We start from the raw sequence: 13953 nt of genomic DNA, 5'->3' as shown, positions 1-13953 counted from the left end.
CCTCATCATGGCCGCCAAACGCCATGGAGGGGGCACCCGCCATGGACGCGCCCCCCGGGCGGGGCCAACATGCCGGCATGAGTTTCCGCCCCGCCTGCCGCGAGGCCCTGGGCGTGCCCGCCCTGGCCATGGCCGCCACCTTCCTGGCCTTCGGCGCGGCGGTGCAGGCGGCGGGGTTCGGGCTGGGCTGGGCCATCGCCGCATCGCTGTTCGTCTATGGAATGCCGGGGCAGCTCGTCCTGCTCGCGGCACTCGGCACGCCGGGTGGCGCGCTGCCGGCCGTGGCCGGCGCCGTCGCGGCCAATGCGCGCTTCGTGCCCATGGCGGTGGCGCTGGCCCCCTGGCTGGGCGGGGGGCCACGACGCTTCCTCGCGCTGCCCTTCATCGCCGTCACCCCTTGGGCCATGGCCATGCGCCGGCTGCCCGCCGTGCCGGTGGAACGGCGGCTGGCCTGGTTCCTGGGCTTCGGCCTCACCTCCTGGACGGTGGCGGGGCTGTCCACGCTGGTGGGGCATCTGGTGGCGCCGCTGCTGGACATCTGGTTCCTGGCGGCCTTGCTTTTCGTGAACCCCCTGTATTTCGGGCTGATCCTGGCAAGTGACCTCGGCCAGCCCTTCGTCCGCCGCGCGGCCATCCTGGGTGTGGCGGCGGCCCCCCTCGCCTTCGTGCTGCCCGCCGCCTGGGCCCTGCTGGGGGCGGGGCTGGTGGGCGGCACGCTGGCCTTCCTCTGGAGCCGCCATGTCGGCCGATGACCTGGCCTTGGCGCTGCTGGTGGCGGCCTGCGCCGCCATGCGGGGCGCGGGGCTTTTCGTGGCGGGGCGCCTGGGGGCGGACCACCCCTTCGTGCGCTGGGCCGCCAGTGTCGCGATGGCCACGCTGGCGGCCTTCGTGACGCTGGCGGTGGTGGCGCCCACCGGCTCGCTCACCCTCATTCCCTGGCAGGGGCGGGTCGCGGGCTTCTGCGCGGCCATGGGCGTGCTGGCCTGGCGGGGCGGGCTCTTCGCGCCCCTGATGGCCGGGCTGGCGGCCACGCTGCTGGTGGCGATGCTGGTGTAGCGCCTGGTCCGGGGCGGCTGCTCATCAGCCGCTCACTCAGGCGCCCTTCAGCATCGGCCGCAGCGCGTCATGGATGGCCTCCACATCGGCGCGGCGCGCATGGGCGGTGCCCTCCGCCGCCACGGTGGCGCCGCCGGCCGCGCTGCCCCAGAGGAAGGCCTCCTCCACGCTCTCGCCCCGCGCCAGCGCCAGGGTCATCGCGGCCACGAAGCTGTCCCCCGCGCCGGAGGCGCCGCGCACCACCACATCGGGCGCGGGCAGGCGCCAGCATTGCCCCTCGGCGCTGACCAGGAGGGCGCCGCGGCTGCCCAGCGTCACCGCCACCAGCCGCGCCGCGCCCGAGGCCGCCAGCTCCTTCGCGGCCGCGATCAGGGCGGGTGTCTCGCGAAGTTCGCGGCCCACCAGCGCCTCGAACTCGCCGAGGCTGGGCTTCACCAGCGCGAGCCCGCCCACATCCAGCGCGGCCTTCAGCGCGGCGCCGGAGGTGTCCAGCACCACGCGCCGCCCCGCCGCCTTGGCCTGGCGCAGCGCGCGGGCGAAGAAATCGGCCGGCACGCCGCGGGCCAGGCTGCCGCTGAGCACCACCCAGCCGCCTTCCTCGCGGTTCAGGGCGTCCAGCGCGGCCTGCCATTCGGCCTCGGCCAGCAGCGGGCCCTCGGGGATGAAGCGATATTCGAGGCCGCTCGAAATCTCATGGATCACCTGGGCGATGCGCGTGCGGCCCGCGATGGGGAGCGCCCGGTAGGGCGTTTCGCCCTCGGCCAGCAATTCCTCCAGGAAGCGCCCCGCCACCCCGCCCGAGGTGACCAGCGCCAGCGTGTCCCCGCCCAATTCCCGCACCACGCGCGAGACATTCACCCCGCCGCCGCCCGGATCATAGCGTTCGTGGAAGGTGCGGGTCTTGCGGACGGCGCGCACGGTTTCCGCCTCGGCGGACAAGTCCACCGAGGGGTTGAGCGTCAGGGTGAGGATGCGTTCGGCCTGGGTCATGGCAGGCATTCTAGCCCCAGCCGCCCCTTGTCGCGGAACCCGCGCGGTTCGATCTCTTCCGCATGCCAGACACGCTCAGCGACATCCGCTTCGGCTTCGACCATTCTTATGCCCGCCTGCCGGAGCGATTTTTCGCGCGCGTGGAACCCACGCCGGTGGCCGGGCCGCGGCTGTTGCGGCTGAACGCCCCGCTGGCGGCCGAGCTGGGGCTGGACGCTCAGGCGCTGACCGGGCCCGCCGGTGCCGCCATCTTCGCCGGCAGCGCCCTGCCCGCCGATGCCGAGCCCATCGCCATGGCCTATGCCGGCCACCAGTTCGGCGGCTTCACGCCGCAGCTAGGCGATGGCCGCGCCATCCTGCTGGGCGAGGTGCTGGACCGCGAAGGGCGCCGCCGCGACATCCAGCTGAAGGGCTCGGGCCCCACCCCCTTCTCGCGCCGCGCCGATGGGCGCGCGGCGCTGGGGCCGGTGCTGCGTGAATACCTCATCAGCGAGGCGATGACGGCGCTCGGCGTGCCCAGCACCCGGACGCTCGCCGCCGCGCTGACCGGCGAGATGGTGCTGCGCGAACCCGGCCCCCTGCCCGGCGCCGTGCTGACGCGCGTGGCGTCCAGCCATATCCGCGTGGGCAGCTTCCAGTTCTTCGCCGCGCGGGGCGACGCGGAGGGGCTGCGCCTGCTGGCCGACCACGCCATCGCCCGCCACGACCCCGAGGCGGCGCGGGCCGAGCACCCCTATCGCGCGCTCTATGAAGGCGTGCTGGAGCGCCAGGCCGCGCTGGTCGCGCGCTGGATGCTGCTGGGCTTCATCCATGGCGTGATGAACACCGACAACACCACCATCTCGGGCGAGACCATCGACTACGGCCCCTGCGCCTTCATGGACGCCTACGACCCCGAGACGGTGTTCAGCTCCATCGACCATGGCGGCCGCTACGCCTATGGCAACCAGCCGCGCGTGATGCAGTGGAACCTGGCGCGGCTGGCGGAGGCGATGCTGCCGCTCTTCGACACGAACGAGGACGCGGCGCTGGATTGGGCGAAATCCGCCATCGCCACCTTCGGCCCGCGCTTCGAGGGCCATTACCGGGCGGGGCTGCTGGCCAAGCTCGGCATCGGCGCGCCGCGCGAGGGCGATGACGCGCTGGCCATGGGCCTGCTCGACGCCATGAAGGCGGGCCGCGCCGATTTCACGAACAGCTTCCGCGCGCTGACCGAGGCCGCCGCCGGCGATGATGCCCCGCTCGCCGCGCAAGTCACCGGCACCGACGCCATCCTGCCCTGGGCCAAGGATTGGCGCGCGCGCATCGCCACCGAACCCGGCGTGGCCGAACGCCTGGCCGCCGCCAACCCGCAGGTGATCCCGCGCAATCATCTGGTGGAGGAGGCGCTGGAGGCCGCCACGCGCGACCTGGACCTCGCCCCCTTCGACGCGCTGCTGGCCGTGCTGCTGCGCCCCTTCGAGGCGCCGCCCGCCCGCTACACCCTTCCGCCCGAGCCGAGCGACCGCGTCTACCAGACCTTCTGCGGCACCTGAGGCGCGGCGCGCTCAGGCCGCGCCCCGCGCCTCGCCGTCCATGGGCTCCTGCCCGGGCGCATCGGCGGCCAGGGCGAGCGCGGTCGCCACCGTCTGCAGCCGGTCTATGGTGGATTGGATGCTCCCCAGCACCTCGCCCACCCGGCCCGACACGGGGGCGGGCCAGGCCTCGCCCGGGCGCTGTACGGCCTGCTCGGCCAGGCTCTCGGCCTCGCCGAGGAGTTCGGCGACCTCCGCCTCCACCTGCCCCACCCGGCGCAGCGCGCCCGAGAGCGGCGCGTGCCGTGGGGTGAGCTCCGCCACCAGCGAGGCCGCGATAGAACCGCGCGGCTCGGGCAGGCTGGGGGCGCGACGGGGTGCCAGGGGTTCGGCCCGCGTCGGCAATGCGGCCTGAAGCTCGGCGATGATCGGGCCCAGCGCGGCGCGCGCATCGGGCATGGCGCGGGCGGAGGTCTCCAGCGCCGCCCCGGCCTCGCGCACCGCGGCCGCGGCACCCGCCAGTTCCTGCGCGGTCTCGCCCAGCCTGGCGCCGCCCTCCACCAGGGCCTCCAGCCGCGTGACGTGGTTCGCCAGGCTCTCCAGCGGCAGGGCCTCGCCCAGGTGCTGGGCGCCCTCCTCCAGCGCGACGGCGACGGCCTCCACCCGCGCCACCTGGACGTCCAGCGCCGCGAGCGGCAGGGCATGGACCATCTGCCGCGCCCCCTGCTCCAGCGCCGCCACCCCGCCCGTGACCTGGGAGAGCTGCGCGGCCAGCACGGTGGTCAGCCGGTCCAGCTGGCCCGCCATCTCGGTCACGGGGATCTTGCCCGCGGCCTGCTCCACCGCCCCGGCCGCGGCGTCCATGCGCGCGATCTGGGTGGTCAGTTCCAGCACGGGCAGCCCGCTTTCCAGCCGCTCGGCCGCGCTCTGCACATGGATCGCGGCGGCGGTGACGCGGTCCACCTGGGCGGCGAGGTCGGCCACCGGGATGACCGAGCCCAGGCCCTGGGCCACGCGGTCCATCTCGGCCGCCAGGGCCGCGACACGCGCCACCTCGGCCGGCAGGCCGGCGAGGGGCTGCGCGGTGGCCGCACCCTCCTCCAGCCGGGCGGCCAGGGCCTCCAGCCGTTCCAGCGGCAGGGCGGGCGGCTCGGTGGGGGTCAGGGCCGACACCCGCTCCGCCGCGGCCGCCAGGGCGGACTGGGCCTCGGCCAGGGCCTCCTGGCCGGCGGTGGAGACGCGTTCCGCCGCCACACCGATCCGCACCACCGCCTCATCGGTCACGCGGGTCATGGCCTGCTGCGCCAGCGAGGCCAGCTCACCCAGCAGGGGGGCGGTGGCGCGGCATTCGGCGGCGGCATTCTCGAAGGCGGGCAGCAGCGCGGCGAAGGGCGCGGGATCGGACGGCGCAGCGGGCGCCGCATGCAGGTTGTCCACCGCCACCTCCAGCCGCTCCAGTCCGCGCGCCTCGCGCTCCAGCGTCGCCTCGGCGCGCCCGGCAAGCTGGCCGAGCGTGGCGCCCAGCGTCTCCACGCGGTCCAGCAGGGAGGCGAGGCGGGGATCGGCCTCGCCAGTCGGCAGGGTTTCCAGCCGTTCGGAGAGAAGGCGCACGCGATGCGCCAGGCGGTCCTGCTGGTCGCCGGCGCGGGCCGTGGCGCGCGCCACCTCCTCCTGCGCCTGGCGGGCGGAACCCAACGCCGCCTGCACCTCCTCCCGCAGGCTCTCGCTCCAGGCGGGCGGGCCAGCCTCGGCGGGCGGGCGGCGGCGCGCGGCCAGCAGCAGGCCGAGCAGCCCCAGCGCGCCCATGGCAAGCGCCGCCAGCGGCAGGGCCGCCTCCAGCGGGGCGGTTGGCGTGCCGGCGGGCAGCGTGGCCAGCGTGCCCTCGATGCGGCCGGCGAGGCCCTGCAGCATGGCCTCCACCCGCAGCGGTTCGCCCGCGCGGTCCTGCAACTCCGCCAGGGCCAGCAGGCGACGGCGGAGTTCGGGCAAGGCCGCGGCCTCGCCGGACTGCGCGCGGTCGAGCTGCGCCAGCGCGGCCTCCCATTCGGGCTGCAGCGGCGCGGGCGCGGGCAGCGGCATCACGGGGCGCGTGCCGAGCCAGAGCGCGGCACCCGCCGCCAGCAGCGCCGCGACGGCCAGGGCCATGAGGGCCGTGAACTGGTTCCGGGACATCATGTCCTCCTTTCCGCGCGGGCGCGGATCACATGAGCCGGCCGAGCGGGCCGAGATCGAGGTTGAGGGTTTCCGGCGCGATGCCGAGCTTGCCGCAGAGGCTCACCACCGCCTCGCGCGCGCGCATCAGGCCGAGGCCCAGGCGCTCGGCTTCCTCGGCGTCCAGGCCGCCGCCTTCCATGCGCCGCACCGCCTGCGCCTCCAGCAGCCGCCGGAGGAATTCCACCAGCGTCAGCACGAGGCGCGAGAGGTCCTGCTCCATGTTCTCGGGGGCGAGGGCGAGCCGCATGGCCACCGGGGCCGCGGCCGCGGCCAGCGCGTGCTGGGCGTCATCGGCCATGGCGATCATGGCCGGGTCTCCGGCCGAACCTGCGCCAGGCGCGCGGCGGTCTCGACCGAGGCGAGCAGCGCCCGCAGCCCGACATGGACCAGGTCCACGCCCGCCACGGAAATCACGAGCTGGCCGTCCAGCACCACGCCGGTGTCCAGCAGCCGGTCCAGCACGTCTACCAACGCCTGCGGCTGGGGCACCAGCGCCTGCGGCTGGGGCGCCTGCGGCTGGGGCGCCAGCCCGCGCGGTTCAGCCATGGGCATGGGCCAGCGCCTCCCGCGCGAAGGCATAGGGCGGCCAGGGGCCGCTGAGGGTGAGGGAGACACCCGTCGCGTCCAGCTCGCTCGCCATGTTCTCCAGCGACGGGGGCGGGGCGCCGGGCAGCAGCACATTGACGCCCAGCATCCCGGCGCGGGTGCGGGCGGGGATCAGCGCGCGCGCATGATCGGCCAGCGCGACCTGGAGACGGGTGGCGGCGGCGTCGAGATGGCGGGCCCGCGCCTCCTCCCGCGCGCGTTCCAGCCGGCGCTCCAGCAGGAAGCGCGTGCCGGGCCCGGCCACCGCGGCCGCGCCGCTCAGCCGCGCGAGCTCCGTGTCATGGGCGGCGAGCCAGGCCTCCAGCCGCGGCGTATCCTCGCGCAGCAGCAGCGTCCATTCCGCGCAGCCCTGGGCGTGGGTCAGGGCGGTGGCGAGCGGGCCCGCGCGCTCGGCCAGCCAGAGCCGCAGCGGCGCCTCGCTGGAAAACACCGCGCCGAAGGCGAGCGGCAGGGCCGTGCCCGCCAGCACGCCGCACACCGCATGGTGCCGCAGCGCCTGGCGGGAGACCCATTCCGGGTCGCTGGCCAGCCCACCCTCGGCGAACCAGGCGGCGGGCACGGGGCTGACCAGGGCGACCACCGCGCCCTCCGTGACCAGGGCAAGCGGCCCCGCCCCCTCCAGCCCCGGCATATCCGGCACGGGCACGCCGGCGGGAAGCGCGGCATAGGCGTAGAGGGCGAGGCTCATGCGGCGAGCTCCGGCAGGATGATGCGCCGTGCGGCGCGGGTGGCGAGATCCTGTTGCGCAAGGCCCTGCCCATCCGCCGGCAGGGCGCCGCGCAGCAGCCGATGGGCCTCGCTGGCGGCGGCGAAGCCGGTGGCGCTGCCGCCGGCACGGTCGGGATGCAGCGTGCCCGCCACCTCCCGCCAGCGCCGCGCGAGCGACCTGCCATCGGCGCGGGCGGGCAGGCCCAGCAGGCGCCAGGCGCCGTTGAGCCGGCCGGCCTCGTCCTCCACCACGCGGAAGGCGCTGAAGGAAAGCGGCGGCAGCGGGCCCGTCAGGTCACAGGACATGCCCTGGGTCAGCGCGGGCGGCATGGCGCCGAGCCCGGCCTCGATGGCGGCCTCGCCCCCCGCGGGCACGAGGATGGTCAGCGAGGTCTCGCCCTCGCCCCCCGAGACATTCTCGGGCGAGAGGGCGACCACGAGGGGCAGCAGCGCGGCGCGCAGGGCCATGGCGCGCTCGGCCCGCGCCTCGGCCAGGATGGCGGCCACGGCATCGGCCACATCCTTCGGGCGCTCGCTGGCGGCGAGGCGGCGCACCGCGTCCCGTCGCGCCGCCAGGATGGCCTCCGGCGCCCAGCGCAGCGTGACCTGCCACTGGTGGCGCCCGCCCTCGCGCGCCAGCGCGGCGCCGAGGGCCGGTGCGGCGGCCTCGATCAAGGCCGCGAACTCGCTGGCGGGACACAGGGCGGCAGCGGGATCCGCCGGCAGGAAGGGCCCCACCTGGCAGGCGATTTCCAGCCGCCGTTGCACGGCGTGCAGGCGCTTGAACATCGCGCTGCGGCCAGCCGGGAAGGCGGTGCGCGGCGCGCTCTGCGCCACGCCCAGCAGCCCACCCACCCGGCACAGCCGCAAGGCCGGGCCAGGCAGGGCGGCCAGGGCGGCTTCCAGCGCGGGGGCCATGGCCGCCTCGGCCACGCCCAGCAGGGTCAGTTGCGGGGTCATGGCGCGCCCTCCGCCAGGGCGGCGCGGATGGCGCGCAGTTCCGCGAGCAGCTCGGCCTCGGCCACGTCATATTCCTCCTCGGTGATTTCGCCGGCATCGAGCCGCTTTTCGAGCTTTCGCAGCCCCGCCTCGATGCGCGCGGGGTCCAGCGCCTCGGCCATCACCGCCTCGCGCAGCTTGCCCGCGATCCAGGAGACGCCGCCCAGCGGGCCCATCACGGGCAGGCCAAGCAGGGTGCCGAGCATGCTCATGCCGCCTCCCGCAGCCAATCGGCGCGCAGCGTCACGAAATTGTACGGGGGAGCGGGGCCGACATATTTGAACGTGACACGCTCGCCGAAGCGCTCGGCCAGCGCCTCCATGCCGGCGTCGAACTGGGACTCCGCCTCGCGCCGCACAAGGAAGGCGCGGCTGAGGATCATGTCCTCTTCCACGCTGCGGAGTTCCACCTCGCGCTCCGCCAAAGGGGCGAGGGTGGCGGCGATGGCCGCGCCATCGGCCTCGCGCCGGCGGGCGAGTGCGGCTTCCACGCGGCGGCCGAGTTCGATGCGCTCGTAGTAGGTCTCCTGCGCGGGGCGGGTCTTGAGCCGGTCGCGCAGGGCGCGGAGTTCGGCATCGCCCTCCACGATCTCGCGCCAGATCAGCCCCTCATGCCATTGCGCCTTCACGCCGAGTTCGACGCGGCCCGCGATGCCCTCCAGGGCCTCGCGGAAGGCGGGCGCGTGGGCGACGAGGCAGCGATGCAGCGCGGCCTCGTCCGGCGCCACGGTGCCGAAGCGCATGGGCAGCACGTCGGAGAGGCGCATGGCGCGTTCCAGCACGGCGGTGTGGGCCAGCATGAAGCGGCGCGTGGCCTCGATGGGCGCGGGCGGAGCCTCGCCCAGCAGCGCGGTGAAGCCCGCGGCGTGCAGCGCCGTCACCTGGCCGCCGGCAAGGCCGGGGCCCAGCCCCTCGGCCGAGAGCGCGCCCGGCGCGATGCCGTAGATATAGAGGCCCGCGCTCATTCCCCGGCCTCCTCGCGCCGCAGCCGCATTTCCAGCGTGGCGTCCTGGCGGTGCTCCGTCCCGTCCCCGAGGCCCACCCGCACCGAGTAGCCGATGATCAGGCTGGCCTGGGCATCGCCATCCACGCGCGGGAGGTCCTGCGCGACTTCTTGCGGCACGACGGCGCGGGCGCGTTCGCTAAGCCGGCGCGAGAGCGAGACGGGCCGCCTCATGGCCGCGCACCCTCCGGCAGCAGTGCCGCTTCGAGGCGCGCCAGCCGCTCGGTCAGCGCCGCGTTTTCCGCGCGCAGCTTCGCCGCATCCTGCGACAAGGCCGCATCGGCCTCCCACCAGCGGATGCCCATTTCCAGCGCGCGGTCCACCGAGGCGATGACGAGGCGCAGCCGCACCGTCAGCAGCTCCACGCCCACCAGGCTGACGGAGATGTCGCCCGCCACCACGATGCCCTTGTCCAGGATGCGCTCCAGGATGTCAGCCAGGCCCGAGCCCGCCACGGAATGCTGCATGGCCATGGCTCAGCCCTCCCCGCCCTGGGCGCGGTGGAAGCGGCCCGTGCGGCGCCAGCGCTGGATCTTGCCCTCATGGTCGAGCAGCACCTCGAAGCTCGCGATCAGGTCCTGGGTGCGCGGGATGGATTTGTGCTCGATCATGTCGATGCCGATGGTCCAGCCATGCTCGCCCGGATCGAGGCGGCTGACCGTGTCGGGCGGCAGCCCCGTGATGGCCGCCATGTCGCGCTTGGTGCGCTCGATGATCTCGGTGAGGTCCATGGGCGTGCTCCGGGTCAGTATTCGAGGATGATGCGGGGGCGGTGCGTGGGGGCGGGCGCGGGGACGGCCGGTGCGTCCTCGGCGCCGCGCATGCGCCGCTGCAGGACGACCATGCGCGCCTCCACCTGCGCGAGGCTGCTCATGGCCCCCGCGCGCTGGCGTTCCAGCAATTCGATCTGGCGGGTCAGCCGCGCGCGGCGTTGCGCGTTCAGCGCGAATTCGGCGGCCACCGCCTCCAGCCGGAATTCATGCGTGTCGTGGCGGGCGAGGCGCGTGCCGCGCCGCGCGTTCACGCGCAGCGGGCGGGGCCTCATGCCACACCCCCGAAGCGGGCATCGCGCCGTGTCGTCGTGGGCGGGCAGAAGTGCTCGATGAGCTTGATGAGCATCTGCCGATGGCGCGCATCGGGCTGGCCGCCCACCCCGGGCTTGAGGCGGCTGCCCAGAAGGTCGAGGCAGAGCTGCACGAAGTCCGGGTCATCGGCGCTGACGGCGAGGCCCTGCACCGCCGTCATCCGCGCGATCATCAGGCTGGCGCGCAGCGTGGGGCGCTGCGTGTATTCGCGGGAGCGGCGGAAGTCGCGCACCATGTCCACGATGGCCGCCGCATCGGCCAAAGGCAGGCCCGAGCGCGCGGCGGTGACGGCCACCTCCGTGCCGCGGTCGAAGCCGTCGAGGTCGAGCGTCACCATGCGGTCCAGCAGGGCGTTCTGCGCCTCGTGCGCGCCCACATGGTCCACGGGGTTGGAGGTGAAGATGGCGCGGAATTCGGGATGCACGCGCGTGTAGGTCTCGCCGCGGCCGGCCTTGGGCAGCACCAGCATGCGTTCTTCCAGCACCGTCAGCAGCACGTTGTTGGCGGCGGGCGGCGCGCGGTTGAACTCGTCATAGACCAGCGTGCAGCCCTCGGTGCAGGCGACGGTCAGCGCGCGGTCGAGCCACATGGGCTCGCTCTCGCTCTCCACCTTGGTCACGCTGGTGATGTAGCGGTCCACGACGCGGCGGCTTCGCGTGCCGCTCTCGCCGCCCACCAGGCGGCGCGTGTCGAAGCTGTCATCGCCCACCAGCAGCACGACCGGACGTTCCAGCCGTTCGGCGAGGTGCAGCGACAGCGTGGTCTTGCCGCTGCCCGCCGGCCCCCGGAAATGCACGGGATAGCCACCTTCGAGGTAGCGCAGGCTGCGCTGCACCAAGGCCTCGGTGGCATCGGTGCTGACGAATTCCGCGCCCGCGCGCAGTTGCAGCGTCGTCTCGCTCTCATTCTCGAGCGCATCACGCGGCGGCGGCGGGGGCATGACGGCACGCGGCCGGGCAAGCGGGGAAGGACGCAGGGACATGGCGCTCAGGCTCCGCCGAGTTCGAGGGTGACGCCGCGGCGCCAGGCGGCGCGCGACCGGGCCAGCAGGGCGGGCTCCGCCGTCCATTGCCGGTGAATGTCGGTGATGCGGGCGAAGCCCGGCGCCAGCGCGGCCCAGAGGGCCGGTGCCCAGGCATCCTCGCCCGCCTCGTTGAAGGCGAGGCCGGGCGCGGCCCCCAGCACCGCGCCGGCGATGTCGCATTCCTGCTGCTCGGTGGCGCGGGTGACCTGGCCCGTGGCGGCGAAGGCCAGGGCGGCGCCGAAGCCGTAGGCCTGGGCCGACGCGACACCCAGCGGCGCCGCGAGCCGCGCGCCCAAGGCCCGCAGCAGCCGCGCCAGCACCACCGGCGAATGCGGCGCGGCGCCGGCGAGCGCCTGCGCGTCAGACCAGGCGATCCCGGGGCGCAAGGGGGCCTCCGACGCATCCTCGCAGGGGGCGAAGAGGGCGAAGACGAAATCCGCCGCGGGGAAGGCTGGGGGCGCCACCAGCCCCGTGGCCTGCGCGAGCGCCGTCCAGAGACGCTCCAGCGCCGCATGCGCGGCCTGCATCTCGGGTTGCAGCACGATCTCGGGCCGCAGCCCATCGCGCAGGCGCACGCGCAGCGGCACGCCCACCAATTCCCGGAACCGGGTCGGGAGGGTCACCTCCACGCTGCCGGTGCCATGTCCGGCGGATCTGATTCGGCGGGTGCCAAGCTCCATGGCGGAACGTCCTGTCCTGCTAGCAGAAGACCTAGCAGCGGGCTCCTTAACGGCCGGTGAAGCTGACGCCCGGCCAAAAAAAAGGGCACCGGCGAACCGGTGCCCCCAGGCGCGCGCCGATGCGGACCGCGTCAGCCGTTCAGCTCGTGCAGGAAGGCCGAGAGCACGGCCTTGTACTGGTTCACCGTCTCGTTGATCTCGTATTTCAGCTTGGCGGCGTGGACGATCAGCTCGGCGGGCGAAAGGTCGGGATCGTCCAGCGAGAAACCGGCCGTCAGGTCCATGCGCGGGTCATAGCCCTCGAAGAAGGCCAGCGCCTCGTCCAGGCTGTCCACCACGGCCACGTGGAACTGGTCGCGCGCGCCCTCGCCCTTCTGGAAGACGCGGATATCGGCGACGAAGCGGCCATCCTCGGTCTGGTAGAGGTTCAGCTCGTGCCAGAGCGGCGTGCCCATGCGGTAGTTGCTCTGGAAGCCGAGCTGCCGGCCGGAGAAGGAGATGGGCCGCGCCCCCGACTTTCGCAGGGTGAACATGCTCCCGCCCGAGACACGGGCCGAGAGCCGCGGATCGGCGGCGATGGGCATGGTGGGGCGGTCGCCCACGGGCTCATAGACGTTCATGACGTTCACGGGTGGTCTCCTCGGTCAGGGCCGGGCGCGGTGCCGGCGGGGGTGTGGTGCGGATGGGGCGCGGGGCCGAGCACGGCCTCCAGCAGGGCGTGCCACAGGCGACGCTGGGCGGCGGCGGCCTCCAGCAGCGCGGCCGCGTTGTGCCCCGCATTGGGCGCGTCGGTCAGCGCGTCCAGCGGCAGGGGCGGCAGGGGGTCGTGCGCGGCGAAGGCGGCGCGCGCCTCCTCCGGGGTTTCGCAGGGGAAGGCCCAGCTGCGCTCGGCCAGGCCATCGAGGCGGGCGCCCTGGCGGATGGCGGCGACCAGCCCGCCATCCTCCCGCTCATAGACCGCCACCTCGTGCCAGCAGCGCGGCGCCGTGCCGCGATTGCCGGCGCTGAACAGCAGGCGTCCGGCGAAGCCCAGCGGCCGCTGGCCGTGCCTGGGCAGCAGCATGTGCAGGAAGCCGCTGGGCTCGGGCGGTGGTGGGGGCGGTTCCGGCGTCAACCGGACGGCGATGCGGTCCTGGAGCATGGCGGTCAGAGGCGCTTGATGAAGATCCAGATGCCCTCGTCGATCGAGGTGGACTTCATGTGCACCCGCACCTTGGAGGGCTGCATCTTGTAGTCGAAGGCGTATTCGAACATCGCGTTGATCGAGCCCTGCGCCACGCCCTGCTGGAAGCGGCCCTGGAAGAGGTGGCCCTTGGTGCAGGGCGCCACGTCGTTGAAGAAGTTCTTGCCCACCACCTCGCCCGAGGTGCGGCCGGTCAGGCCCGCCTGCATGTTGTTATACTTCAGCACCCGCCCCGTGCGGTCCACGAGGATGGCGCCGAAGGGCAGGCGGTCGAGGCGCGCGGGGTCCTGCGAGACGAGGTTGTCCACATGGTCATTGCCGAACTTGATGAGTTCCATGGTCCTGGGTTCCTTGCGTGGATGGGGTTCAGGCGCCCTGGTCGAGGTGCAGCAGCATCTCGCCCAGCAGCGACTGGTACTGACGGGTGATGTCATCCGCCCGCTGGCGCAGCGTGGCCGCGCGCAGCGTGATCATGGCGGTGCTGAGCGTGCGGTCCGCGCAGTCGAGGTCCACCTGGAGGTCCGCCGTCGGGTCGAAGGCGATGAGCCAGGCCATGGCCTCCTCCAGGTTGGGAAAGAGCTCGGCGCGGTGGATGTCGGTGCTGCCCTCGGCCTTGCGGAAGGTCCGCAGCGCGACCGCCACCTCCTCCTGATCGTGGCGATAGAGGGCGATCTCGTGCCAGGCCTCGGTGCCTGGCGCCCAGCTGTTGCCCTCGGCCAGCAACTCCCCGCGCAGGCGAAGCGGACGGCCGCCGCTGACCTGCAGCGTGACCGATTGCGGCTTGCGCTTCAGCCCGCGCGCCGGGGCGGGATCGGGCGCGTCATGCGGCACGGCGTGGGCGGCACTCATGATGGAGGGTCTCCGTGTTTTGGCACCGCGCGGGGCGCCAGGG

General features: G+C 74.1%; 21 protein-coding genes. 3 read left to right on the top strand and 18 right to left on the bottom strand.

Going from position 1 to position 13953, the window contains the following annotated elements; translation table 11 throughout:
* The first annotated feature begins 77 nt into the window (after nucleotides 1-77).
* On the top strand, nucleotides 78-752 hold the full coding sequence (locus GGQ83_RS13985) for an AzlC family ABC transporter permease (protein ID WP_184385055.1): 675 nt from the start codon (nucleotides 78-80) through the stop codon (nucleotides 750-752).
* A complete protein-coding gene (locus GGQ83_RS13980) occupies nucleotides 739-1056 on the top strand; it encodes a hypothetical protein (RefSeq protein WP_184385053.1) in 318 nt (105 codons plus the stop codon). Before GGQ83_RS13985 ends, GGQ83_RS13980 begins: the two co-directional genes overlap by 14 nt.
* 36 nt (nucleotides 1057-1092) lie before the next feature.
* Here the strand turns inward: GGQ83_RS13980 and GGQ83_RS13975 are convergent, their stop codons facing one another.
* A complete protein-coding gene (locus tag GGQ83_RS13975; protein ID WP_184385051.1) occupies nucleotides 1093-2046 on the bottom strand; it encodes a 1-phosphofructokinase family hexose kinase in 954 nt (317 codons plus the stop codon).
* Nucleotides 2047-2108: 62 nt separating this feature from the next.
* On the opposite strand from GGQ83_RS13975, the gene GGQ83_RS13970 reads away from it, so the two are divergent.
* Nucleotides 2109-3581, top strand: a complete 1473-nt coding sequence (locus GGQ83_RS13970; RefSeq protein WP_184385050.1) for a protein adenylyltransferase SelO — start codon at nucleotides 2109-2111, stop codon at nucleotides 3579-3581.
* Nucleotides 3582-3593: 12 nt separating this feature from the next.
* On the opposite strand, the gene GGQ83_RS13965 is transcribed toward GGQ83_RS13970, so the two are convergent.
* The 17 genes from GGQ83_RS13965 to GGQ83_RS13885 all read right to left on the bottom strand — a co-directional run bounded on the left by GGQ83_RS13965 (nucleotide 3594) and on the right by GGQ83_RS13885 (nucleotide 13910).
* A complete protein-coding gene (locus GGQ83_RS13965; RefSeq protein ID WP_184385048.1) occupies nucleotides 3594-5732 on the bottom strand; it encodes a coiled-coil domain-containing protein in 2139 nt (712 codons plus the stop codon).
* 28 nt (nucleotides 5733-5760) lie between these two features.
* Entirely contained in the window at nucleotides 5761-6081 is a 321-nt protein-coding gene (locus GGQ83_RS13960) for a gas vesicle protein K (RefSeq protein ID WP_260170882.1), read from the bottom strand.
* Entirely contained in the window at nucleotides 6078-6326 is a 249-nt protein-coding gene (locus GGQ83_RS13955) for a gas vesicle protein (protein ID WP_207018179.1), read from the bottom strand. Before GGQ83_RS13955 ends, GGQ83_RS13960 begins: the two co-directional genes overlap by 4 nt.
* A complete protein-coding gene (locus GGQ83_RS13950; RefSeq protein ID WP_184385046.1) occupies nucleotides 6313-7068 on the bottom strand; it encodes a GvpL/GvpF family gas vesicle protein in 756 nt (251 codons plus the stop codon). Before GGQ83_RS13950 ends, GGQ83_RS13955 begins: the two co-directional genes overlap by 14 nt.
* Nucleotides 7065-8048, bottom strand: coding sequence for a GvpL/GvpF family gas vesicle protein (locus GGQ83_RS13945; RefSeq protein WP_184385044.1), 984 nt, complete (start codon nucleotides 8046-8048; stop codon nucleotides 7065-7067). Before GGQ83_RS13945 ends, GGQ83_RS13950 begins: the two co-directional genes overlap by 4 nt.
* Nucleotides 8045-8299 carry a gas vesicle protein GvpG gene (locus GGQ83_RS13940; protein ID WP_242535107.1) on the bottom strand — a complete coding sequence of 85 codons (255 nt, stop codon included), beginning with the start codon at nucleotides 8297-8299 and terminating at the stop codon, nucleotides 8045-8047. The genes GGQ83_RS13945 and GGQ83_RS13940 overlap by 4 nt, the downstream gene beginning before the upstream one ends.
* The gene (locus tag GGQ83_RS13935) at nucleotides 8296-9051 is read right to left on the bottom strand and encodes a GvpL/GvpF family gas vesicle protein (protein WP_184385041.1); all 756 of its coding nucleotides are present in this window, start codon (nucleotides 9049-9051) and stop codon (nucleotides 8296-8298) included. Before GGQ83_RS13935 ends, GGQ83_RS13940 begins: the two co-directional genes overlap by 4 nt.
* Nucleotides 9048-9263: a hypothetical protein gene (locus GGQ83_RS13930; RefSeq protein ID WP_184385039.1), complete on the bottom strand. Its 216-nt coding sequence runs from the start codon at nucleotides 9261-9263 to the stop codon at nucleotides 9048-9050. The genes GGQ83_RS13935 and GGQ83_RS13930 overlap by 4 nt, the downstream gene beginning before the upstream one ends.
* Entirely contained in the window at nucleotides 9260-9562 is a 303-nt protein-coding gene (gene gvpJ, locus GGQ83_RS20445; RefSeq protein ID WP_207018177.1) for a gas vesicle protein GvpJ, read from the bottom strand. Before gvpJ ends, GGQ83_RS13930 begins: the two co-directional genes overlap by 4 nt.
* 3 nt (nucleotides 9563-9565) lie before the next feature.
* Nucleotides 9566-9820 carry a gas vesicle protein GvpO gene (gvpO, locus tag GGQ83_RS13920; RefSeq protein WP_184385037.1) on the bottom strand — a complete coding sequence of 85 codons (255 nt, stop codon included), beginning with the start codon at nucleotides 9818-9820 and terminating at the stop codon, nucleotides 9566-9568.
* A gap of 14 nt (nucleotides 9821-9834) precedes the next feature.
* A complete protein-coding gene (locus tag GGQ83_RS13915) occupies nucleotides 9835-10134 on the bottom strand; it encodes a hypothetical protein (protein ID WP_184385035.1) in 300 nt (99 codons plus the stop codon).
* Nucleotides 10131-11156, bottom strand: a complete 1026-nt coding sequence (gvpN, locus tag GGQ83_RS13910) for a gas vesicle protein GvpN (RefSeq protein WP_260170881.1) — start codon at nucleotides 11154-11156, stop codon at nucleotides 10131-10133. The genes GGQ83_RS13915 and gvpN overlap by 4 nt, the downstream gene beginning before the upstream one ends.
* Before the next feature lie 5 nt (nucleotides 11157-11161).
* Nucleotides 11162-11821 carry a hypothetical protein gene (locus GGQ83_RS13905; RefSeq protein ID WP_184385033.1) on the bottom strand — a complete coding sequence of 220 codons (660 nt, stop codon included), beginning with the start codon at nucleotides 11819-11821 and terminating at the stop codon, nucleotides 11162-11164.
* A gap of 188 nt (nucleotides 11822-12009) precedes the next feature.
* Nucleotides 12010-12507, bottom strand: coding sequence for a hypothetical protein (locus GGQ83_RS13900; protein WP_184385031.1), 498 nt, complete (start codon nucleotides 12505-12507; stop codon nucleotides 12010-12012).
* Entirely contained in the window at nucleotides 12504-13019 is a 516-nt protein-coding gene (locus tag GGQ83_RS13895; RefSeq protein ID WP_184385030.1) for a hypothetical protein, read from the bottom strand. The genes GGQ83_RS13900 and GGQ83_RS13895 overlap by 4 nt, the downstream gene beginning before the upstream one ends.
* Nucleotides 13020-13024: 5 nt before the next feature.
* On the bottom strand, nucleotides 13025-13399 hold the full coding sequence (gene pyp, locus GGQ83_RS13890; protein ID WP_184385028.1) for a photoactive yellow protein: 375 nt from the start codon (nucleotides 13397-13399) through the stop codon (nucleotides 13025-13027).
* Nucleotides 13400-13427: 28 nt separating this feature from the next.
* Complete coding sequence (locus tag GGQ83_RS13885; RefSeq protein WP_184385026.1) at nucleotides 13428-13910, bottom strand: hypothetical protein; 483 nt, start codon at nucleotides 13908-13910, stop codon at nucleotides 13428-13430.
* Nucleotides 13911-13953 lie beyond the last annotated feature (43 nt).

This window comes from Roseococcus suduntuyensis (assembly GCF_014196305.1).
Taxonomy (GTDB): Bacteria; Pseudomonadota; Alphaproteobacteria; order Acetobacterales; family Acetobacteraceae; genus Roseococcus; species Roseococcus suduntuyensis.
This window is presented reverse-complemented; position numbering and strand designations above follow the sequence as displayed.

Bases quoted from the DNA above. Each gene is read 5' to 3' on its own strand.
- GGQ83_RS13985 (WP_184385055.1), top strand. From the start codon at position 78: ATGAGTTTCCGCCCCGCCTGCCGCGAGGCCCTGGGCGTGCCCGCCCTG.
- GGQ83_RS13980 (WP_184385053.1), top strand. From the start codon at position 739: ATGTCGGCCGATGACCTGGCCTTGGCGCTGCTGGTGGCGGCCTGCGCC.
- GGQ83_RS13975 (WP_184385051.1), bottom strand. From the start codon at position 2,046: ATGACCCAGGCCGAACGCATCCTCACCCTGACGCTCAACCCCTCGGTG.
- GGQ83_RS13970 (WP_184385050.1), top strand. From the start codon at position 2,109: ATGCCAGACACGCTCAGCGACATCCGCTTCGGCTTCGACCATTCTTAT.
- GGQ83_RS13965 (WP_184385048.1), bottom strand. From the start codon at position 5,732: ATGTCCCGGAACCAGTTCACGGCCCTCATGGCCCTGGCCGTCGCGGCG.
- GGQ83_RS13960 (WP_260170882.1), bottom strand. From the start codon at position 6,081: ATGATCGCCATGGCCGATGACGCCCAGCACGCGCTGGCCGCGGCCGCG.
- GGQ83_RS13955 (WP_207018179.1), bottom strand. From the start codon at position 6,326: ATGCCCATGGCTGAACCGCGCGGGCTGGCGCCCCAGCCGCAGGCGCCC.
- GGQ83_RS13950 (WP_184385046.1), bottom strand. From the start codon at position 7,068: ATGAGCCTCGCCCTCTACGCCTATGCCGCGCTTCCCGCCGGCGTGCCC.
- GGQ83_RS13945 (WP_184385044.1), bottom strand. From the start codon at position 8,048: ATGACCCCGCAACTGACCCTGCTGGGCGTGGCCGAGGCGGCCATGGCC.
- GGQ83_RS13940 (WP_242535107.1), bottom strand. From the start codon at position 8,299: ATGAGCATGCTCGGCACCCTGCTTGGCCTGCCCGTGATGGGCCCGCTG.
- GGQ83_RS13935 (WP_184385041.1), bottom strand. From the start codon at position 9,051: ATGAGCGCGGGCCTCTATATCTACGGCATCGCGCCGGGCGCGCTCTCG.
- GGQ83_RS13930 (WP_184385039.1), bottom strand. From the start codon at position 9,263: ATGAGGCGGCCCGTCTCGCTCTCGCGCCGGCTTAGCGAACGCGCCCGC.
- gvpJ (WP_207018177.1), bottom strand. From the start codon at position 9,562: ATGGCCATGCAGCATTCCGTGGCGGGCTCGGGCCTGGCTGACATCCTG.
- gvpO (WP_184385037.1), bottom strand. From the start codon at position 9,820: ATGGACCTCACCGAGATCATCGAGCGCACCAAGCGCGACATGGCGGCC.
- GGQ83_RS13915 (WP_184385035.1), bottom strand. From the start codon at position 10,134: ATGAGGCCCCGCCCGCTGCGCGTGAACGCGCGGCGCGGCACGCGCCTC.
- gvpN (WP_260170881.1), bottom strand. From the start codon at position 11,156: ATGTCCCTGCGTCCTTCCCCGCTTGCCCGGCCGCGTGCCGTCATGCCC.
- GGQ83_RS13895 (WP_184385030.1), bottom strand. From the start codon at position 13,019: ATGCTCCAGGACCGCATCGCCGTCCGGTTGACGCCGGAACCGCCCCCA.
- pyp (WP_184385028.1), bottom strand. From the start codon at position 13,399: ATGGAACTCATCAAGTTCGGCAATGACCATGTGGACAACCTCGTCTCG.
- GGQ83_RS13885 (WP_184385026.1), bottom strand. From the start codon at position 13,910: ATGAGTGCCGCCCACGCCGTGCCGCATGACGCGCCCGATCCCGCCCCG.